We start from the raw sequence: 5,906 nt of genomic DNA, 5'->3' as shown, positions 1-5,906 counted from the left end.
CATTTTCCCTGAGAATGGTTATCACTTTCAATATATGATCCTGTGTGGAATATAATTCCTCAAAAGATTCAAGAAAAATAGGAACATGAAAATGGGCTCTTAATTCTGAAACATCAGGTTTGTTTTTAAGAACAAATGGCAAGTCATTATAAGTCTTAACCCCCTCATTTGTATGTTCCGTAACCTGGTGAAGGTAGGTAGGCTCATCAAATTGCGCCAATGATTCCCATATTTTATCTTTATCGGATGTATCAAATTTAACTTTCAAAGCTGCGCTTACCTGTATTTTTCCAATCTTAATTCCTGCATTCTTTAGTTTTTCGAAAGTATAGGCGGGCTCTTCATAGGCAAGTGAAAAATGACATATATCATAGCAAAGGGTACAATAGCGTAAAACCAATTCTTTCGCTCTATCTTCACTCACATCAAGGTATTTTATTAGTTCCTTTTTCGCAATTGGTATAAGAAAATTATGATAGAAGTTTAAAACGTCTTCAGTATTCTCAAGCATCCCATCCGGCTCCGGTTCTATATCGAGATGAAGATACTTGGATGTTCTTACTTCGAGGTCATGGAGTTTTAATATAAGCTCGGTCATATGAACAGCGCCTTTTTCCAGAACTGCCCTTTTCTTTTCAGTATTCTTGTGCCAGTGTTTGTAACTAATTGGTGATGTAGAAATACCCCCGGAAATACCTTCGGGCAAGAGAAAAGCTAACTGTTCAAATAGTCTTATGGTATAATTTACTCTGTCCCTTGTTGTCCAATCGGGTTCATGTACTTTATCCTTTACAACTTCATTATGAAAATTCCCATATGGAAAACCATTCATGGTAAACACATAAAGACCATTTTTGATTAACCAACTGTTAAATTTTGGGAGATTATCACTCATAGCAAGCTCTTCGCTTGCCTTGTTGGATAGTCGCAATCCTATACCAAATGGTTGTCCTTTTGATATTTTATTCTTTATAATAGGCAGGTACTCTACTAAACTCTCAAAGGTACTTGCCCAATCCTGTCCCGGATGAATATTAGTGCAATAAGTCAGATGGTATTTATCAGCAATCAGCATAGTTTATGCCATATTAATTTTACATTTATTATTTAGAGTATTTACTGCTTTCTTCATTAATTCTATATCTATTTTATGCACATCCATCTTCTTCCCAATACCGTTTATTAAGGTTATTGTTAACTCACCACCAAGATGCTCACGAAACTCCTGAATCCCTTTTAATAACTCCTGCATTTCTTTGTCTTCTGAAACCGGAATAGACAAATCAAAGCCAATATCTAGCATAACCGCTAAAATTTCATCTAAAATTTCTACCGAAATAAAACCAACAAGTTGAGAGTATGTTAAATCTAGTGCAATCCCCTTAGCCACGGCTTCACCATGTCTCAAAGAATAATTGCTCATCTGTTCTAACTTGTGTGCGGACCAATGACCAAAATCCAATGGCCTGGAGGACCCGCTTTCAAATGGGTCTCCACCTTTGGCAATATGTTCCATATGCATTTCGGCGCACCTGTATATACTTTGAAGCATGGCGTCCATATCACGCTCTTTCAATTTGATCGCATTGTCTTTAATTGTTTTAAAGAAAATTTCATCTTTAATTAGAGCAACTTTAATGGCCTCAGCAACACCTGCAATCCAATCGCGTTGTTCAAGGCTTGTCAAAAATTCATTATCGTTTATTATAGCATATGGGGGTGCAAAAGTTCCTATAAAGTTCTTTTTATTATAAGCATTTATACCATTCTTCACTCCTATTGCAGCATCGTTCTGAGAAAGGACCGTAGTTGGAATACGGATGAGTTTTACACCCCTGTGTGCAACTGACGCGGCATAACCGGCCATATCTATTACCGCACCACCTCCAATAACAATCACAAAAGAATGCCTGCAAATACCATTGTTATTGATAGCGCTTATTATTCTATCTACATTATCGTAATTATTTTTGGCTATTTCTCCACCCGATATTGCAAGACACTCTGTAAATAGTAGTTGTGAGCTATGCAGAAGACAATAATTCCTAATACTCTCAATTAACTTTGTGTGATTTTTAAGAACACCATCGTCTACAACAAAAAGGAGTTTAACCTGTTCATTTGGTTTATAAGACTTTATGACCTCAGCTAGCAAGCCATTGTTGCTTCCAAACACTTCGCTTGTAAAGTGCAAACTATATTTAAAGTTTACAGCAAAAGACTGCTCTATAGGTTTTAAATGCATGCTTTTAATTTATGTTACCGCAAATATCTTAGCCAGTATGTATGACAGTGGTAGCAATACTAAAACAATCAAACCAAATTGCCAACTATCAAATGCCACAGTAAGTGAGGCATCCAAAACAATTATCGAAAGCACACCACTTACCACAGCTTTTTTAATGTTTTCCGGTGAATTTATTTTATATGCCCTAATTAATGAACTAAAAATCAGAAATATAAATAACCCCAGAAAAGGAAATAAACTAATCCACTGTCTCTGAATATCCGGAGTAATCATCAAAACGATAAAAACGACTATTGCGTATAACAGTCCTGCCCAAATTAGATGCTTTTTGTTTTGCCCATAAACCTCTCCCCTGCTTATTAACGTAATGGCAAAAATATATAAAAGAGGAATTACAGCGTACCGCCAGTGAGATATTTCGCCAAATACAGACATCCCTAAAATTAGGTTTAATGCCCTGCAAAGCCCCATATTTAATGGCCCAAGAAATTGATATTTTTTGGAGAATGTATCGTAAAGTATGATCGATAAAACAAGAATTAAAGCAATAAAACCACTAAGGTAATTCACAAAAAAGGACAAGAAAATTCCTGATATCAATAGACCAGTTCCAAATAATGAAGCTCCCTTAAGCGATACATCTCCTTTTGGAATAGGTCTTTCGGGTCGTTCTACCCGGTCAATTTTAAAATCAAACACGTCATTTAATACAACTCCTCCGGCGTAAAGGAAAGTTGAAGAAAATATAAGTAAGATTAAATTCAGAAATACCGGCCCGTTTAAAAAAGTGTCAGATGAAATTAGCAAGGTAAAACCCGATATACTGGAACCAGCCATTATATCGGCCATGGCAGTGGGTAAGTTTGCTGGCCTGGCAAGCTTTGCATAACCCAGGAGTACCATGTTCATTCTAATTTATTTGATCTGCGTCCACGCGAGGTTCCTGACCACGTAAAACACTATTATCATTATAAAGAATTGATTGATTAATTCCCTTCGGATTTAACCAGTCTGATTCTTTCATTTTTCCATTTTTACTAAAAGCATCCAGCGCATTTTGATAACACGTTTTTATAACGTCTTTACGATCTATACCCCGTTTTAACATAAGAGCTGCAGTTTTTGGCACCGCCAATGGGTCGCTAACACCCCAGTCTGCTGAGCTATCCACTATGATGTTTGAGCTGCCATATTTGCGTACTACTTCTACCATACGTTCATTACCCATTTTTGTTTTGGGATAAATGGTAAAAGCGGCTATAAAACCTTTATCTAAAACATCTTTTACTGTTTCCTCATTGTTGTGATCAATTATAACATTGCCCGGATCCAGTTTATGCTCCATACAAACTTCCATACTCCTGATTGTTCCAGCCTTTTTATCCCTATGGGGGGTATGAACCTGAACCGTCATATTCAGTTCTTTAGCCAGTTCTAATTGCTCCCTAAAATACTTATCCTCAGCCGGAGTTTGATCATCATAACCTATTTCTCCTATAGCTACAACATTTTCCTTGTGAAGGTATAAGGGTAAAAGCTCCATTACCTGCTCTGCAAGAGCTTCATTATTGGCTTCTTTGGAATTTAATCCAATGGTACAATAGTGTTTTATGCCAAACTGACTCGCCCTAAATGGTTCCCAACCAACAAGGCTACTATAATAATCTTGAAATGATCCTACTTGGGTTCTCGGCTGACCTAACCAAAAAGAGGGTTCAATAATTGCAACTATTCCAGCTTCCGACATGGCCTCATAGTCATCGGTTGTCCTTGAGGTCATATGGATATGGGGGTCAATTATCATCATTTTGTCTTTCATAGCTTATTTTTTTAAATTTCCCCAGGTGACAGCCTTATTTGCAACTTTTTCATTCAAATCAGGGTAATTATCCAATAGTTTGTTTGCTTCCGGTTGTTGGGAGTAATAACAGCAAAGGGCAGCTGCCCGATTTTCAATTATATCTTTACTCTTAAACAAATGATCCATATCCTTTAATAATACACCTTCCAAAAATCCTGTGACAGGTCTCCAGAACATTGGGTCAATATCTCTTGATGCCGCCCAACGTTCATGGGCATAATCTGAAATAATTCTCGCTAAATCGCTGTTGGCCCTCTTTTCTACATCAACAATTTCTCCCAAATTACGCTGCATAAAAGCCGCTTTCAAGTACATTTGATTCCATTGTTGGTCATTAAAATATATAGATGGGTATGGATTGTTTAATGCTATAGCGTCAAAAATTATCCCAATATTAGTTCGCAATGCTTCAACTCCTGCCTGATTAAAGTCCCCCGCATTTGGTAAAAGTATTAAAAACTTCAAAAAGGTTTCCAGCTCACTGGTATCTGCAACCTGAATAAGATTGGCCACCTTGCTTGAAAAATATGCTAAATCTGATTCAAGTACTCTATTAAGAAGATAAATCCTGGCAATTTGCAGAAGGTCTGCGTTCTGCGCGATTAGATATTCTTTCAATTCCTGATTTATACCTTCGAATCTTGGTTTTTTTGCAGAATCAATTTTTCCGGCAAGTAAACTATAGGTTAAATACAATTCCTTTGCAGATTTGGACTTAATAATTAAATCTAACTTATTCTCTATCCAGGTTAGTGTTTCTTCAGATACACTATGACCCAGAATTTCAGATAGCTGTTTAACGGTATCCAAATGTTGCATATATTCCAATTACAAAATAAACAAGGAGTTAGACAAAAGAAAAATCTTTGGCAGCACAAATATATTAAGATAATAGCAAATCACTTCAATTAATTAATAAGAGTATATAGTTTTATTAAACACCATAGGTGTTTAATATGTTCTTTTTAATTTAGCAAAAATTTGAATTATGTTAGGTTTAAAATTACCAACTGATCCTCGCTGGGTAAACATAGTGGAAAAAAATATAGACGAAATTCTGACAGATCATGCCTATTGCGAACAAAAGGCTGCCAGTACGGCTATCTCTTTGATTATTACTTTCCCTGAATATCCAGAATTGATACAGGAAATGATTGCTTTATCAAGAGAAGAAATGGGACATTTTAAAATGGTACACGATAAGATCCTTGCCCGTGGTAAAACCCTGGGAAGGTATCGTAAGGATGAATACGCCATTCAACTTTTGAAATTTTTTCCTAAAGGAGGAAACCGGACCACTCAGTTGGTACATCGTCTATTATACGCCGCATTAATAGAAGCGCGGAGTTGTGAGCGGTTTAGGCTGCTTTCTGAAGAACTAAACGACAAGGAACTGGCAGAGTTTTATCATAAACTTATGGTCAGTGAGGCCGGGCACTATACTATGTTTTTAAAATTTGCCAGGAAATACGGAAATAAAAAAGAAGTAGATAAAAAATGGGAGGAGCTTTTGGAGTTTGAAGCTGAGATTATGAAAGGTTTAGGCAGAAAAGAAACTATTCATGGTTAGTATAAGATTACCTTCGGTCCATAATTGGACAGGCTTCCCAGTTATTATTTTTGAATATTTAAAAAGATGATTTCAAGACTTTTCATAATACAAAGTCTTTATAATCCCATCTGATAGACCAATTTTGGGTACATGAATTTTTCTTGCCCCACTCCATTTAGCAGAAGACAAAAATATCCGCGTAGCGGGAATAATTACATCTGCCCTATCCGGATTTAGACCTAACT

The 5,906-nt window shown here is 36.4% G+C and carries 6 protein-coding genes and 1 pseudogene; 1 reads left to right on the top strand and 6 read right to left on the bottom strand.

Annotated features, from left to right (window positions below; all coding sequences use genetic code 11):
• The 5 genes from eboE to WBN20_RS15640 all read right to left on the bottom strand — a co-directional run.
• On the bottom strand, window positions 1-1,075 hold a 1,075-nt coding region (gene eboE, locus WBN20_RS15660; protein ID WP_424282360.1), incomplete at its 3' end, for a metabolite traffic protein EboE.
• Between the two features lie 3 nt (window positions 1,076-1,078).
• Window positions 1,079-2,245, bottom strand: a complete 1,167-nt coding sequence (locus WBN20_RS15655) for a 3-dehydroquinate synthase (RefSeq protein WP_424282359.1) — start codon at window positions 2,243-2,245, stop codon at window positions 1,079-1,081.
• 9 nt (window positions 2,246-2,254) lie between these two features.
• Window positions 2,255-3,157: a UbiA-like protein EboC gene (eboC, locus tag WBN20_RS15650; RefSeq protein WP_424282358.1), complete on the bottom strand. Its 903-nt coding sequence runs from the start codon at window positions 3,155-3,157 to the stop codon at window positions 2,255-2,257.
• A gap of 1 nt (window position 3,158) precedes the next feature.
• Window positions 3,159-4,067: a TatD family hydrolase gene (locus WBN20_RS15645; RefSeq protein ID WP_424274197.1), complete on the bottom strand. Its 909-nt coding sequence runs from the start codon at window positions 4,065-4,067 to the stop codon at window positions 3,159-3,161.
• Window positions 4,068-4,070: 3 nt separating this feature from the next.
• Window positions 4,071-4,928, bottom strand: coding sequence for an EboA domain-containing protein (locus WBN20_RS15640; protein ID WP_424282357.1), 858 nt, complete (start codon window positions 4,926-4,928; stop codon window positions 4,071-4,073).
• 169 nt (window positions 4,929-5,097) lie between these two features.
• On the opposite strand from WBN20_RS15640, the gene WBN20_RS15635 reads away from it, so the two are divergent.
• Complete coding sequence (locus tag WBN20_RS15635; RefSeq protein WP_424282356.1) at window positions 5,098-5,679, top strand: tRNA-(ms[2]io[6]A)-hydroxylase; 582 nt, start codon at window positions 5,098-5,100, stop codon at window positions 5,677-5,679.
• 72 nt (window positions 5,680-5,751) lie between these two features.
• Here WBN20_RS15635 and WBN20_RS15630 read toward each other — a convergent pair.
• Window positions 5,752-5,906 (bottom strand): annotated as a pseudogene (locus tag WBN20_RS15630) (exopolyphosphatase); the annotation flags it as partial.

The organism is Eudoraea sp. (assembly GCF_049665975.1).
Classification (GTDB): domain Bacteria; phylum Bacteroidota; class Bacteroidia; order Flavobacteriales; family Flavobacteriaceae; genus Eudoraea.
The sequence above is the reverse complement of the archived record's forward strand: the minus strand, read 5'-3'. Positions and strand labels throughout refer to the sequence as shown.